This window comes from Actinomadura sp. DC4 (genome assembly GCF_030406325.1).
GTDB lineage: Bacteria > Actinomycetota > Actinomycetes > Streptosporangiales > Streptosporangiaceae > Actinoallomurus.
The window spans coordinates 1-608 of the sequence record NZ_JAUEQY010000095.1; the positions used below are offsets into that span (position 1 = coordinate 1).

At 66.9% G+C, this 608-nt stretch carries 1 protein-coding gene; it reads left to right on the top strand.

Annotated features, from left to right (window positions below):
- Window positions 1–15: 15 nt before the first annotated feature.
- Window positions 16–608 (top strand): GAF domain-containing protein (locus tag QWU11_RS47110; protein ID WP_290121142.1); only part of this gene is annotated, 593 nt, incomplete at its 3' end.

Genomic DNA, 608 nt, shown 5'->3' on the forward strand with positions numbered 1-608 from the left:
GACCGTGCTCGCCTGGTGCTTCCCCAGCTGCGGCTCGACGACCTGCTCGCGGAGCTGCAGAGCCGGCTCGCGACCGTCCTGACCACTCGTGACCGGGTGCACGCGCTGTTGGAGGCGATCGTCTCGATCGGGGGCGATCTGGACCTGGAGACCGTGTTGCGGTCGATCGTGGAGGCTGCGACGACGCTCGTCGACGCCGAGTACGGCGCGCTGGGGGTGATCGGGGAGGACGACGGGCTGACGCAGTTCATCACGACGGGGGTGACGCAGGAGCAGATCGACGGGTTGGAGCATTGGCCGCACGGGCTGGGCATCCTGGGTTTGTTGATCAAGGATCCGCGGCCGATTCGTCTCGACGATCTGTCGGCGCATTCGGACTCTTATGGGTTTCCGGCGAATCATCCGCCGATGCGCAGGTTTCTTGGGGTGCCGATCCGGGTGCGGGAGGAGGTGTTCGGCAACCTTTATCTGACCGAGAAGGTGGGTGGTGAGGCGTTCGACGAGGATGATGAGAACGTCGTGACCGCGCTGGCCACGGCGGCCGGCGTCGCGATCGAGAACGCGCGCCTCTACCAGGACGCGCGGCGCCGCGAACGCTGGCTGCAGGC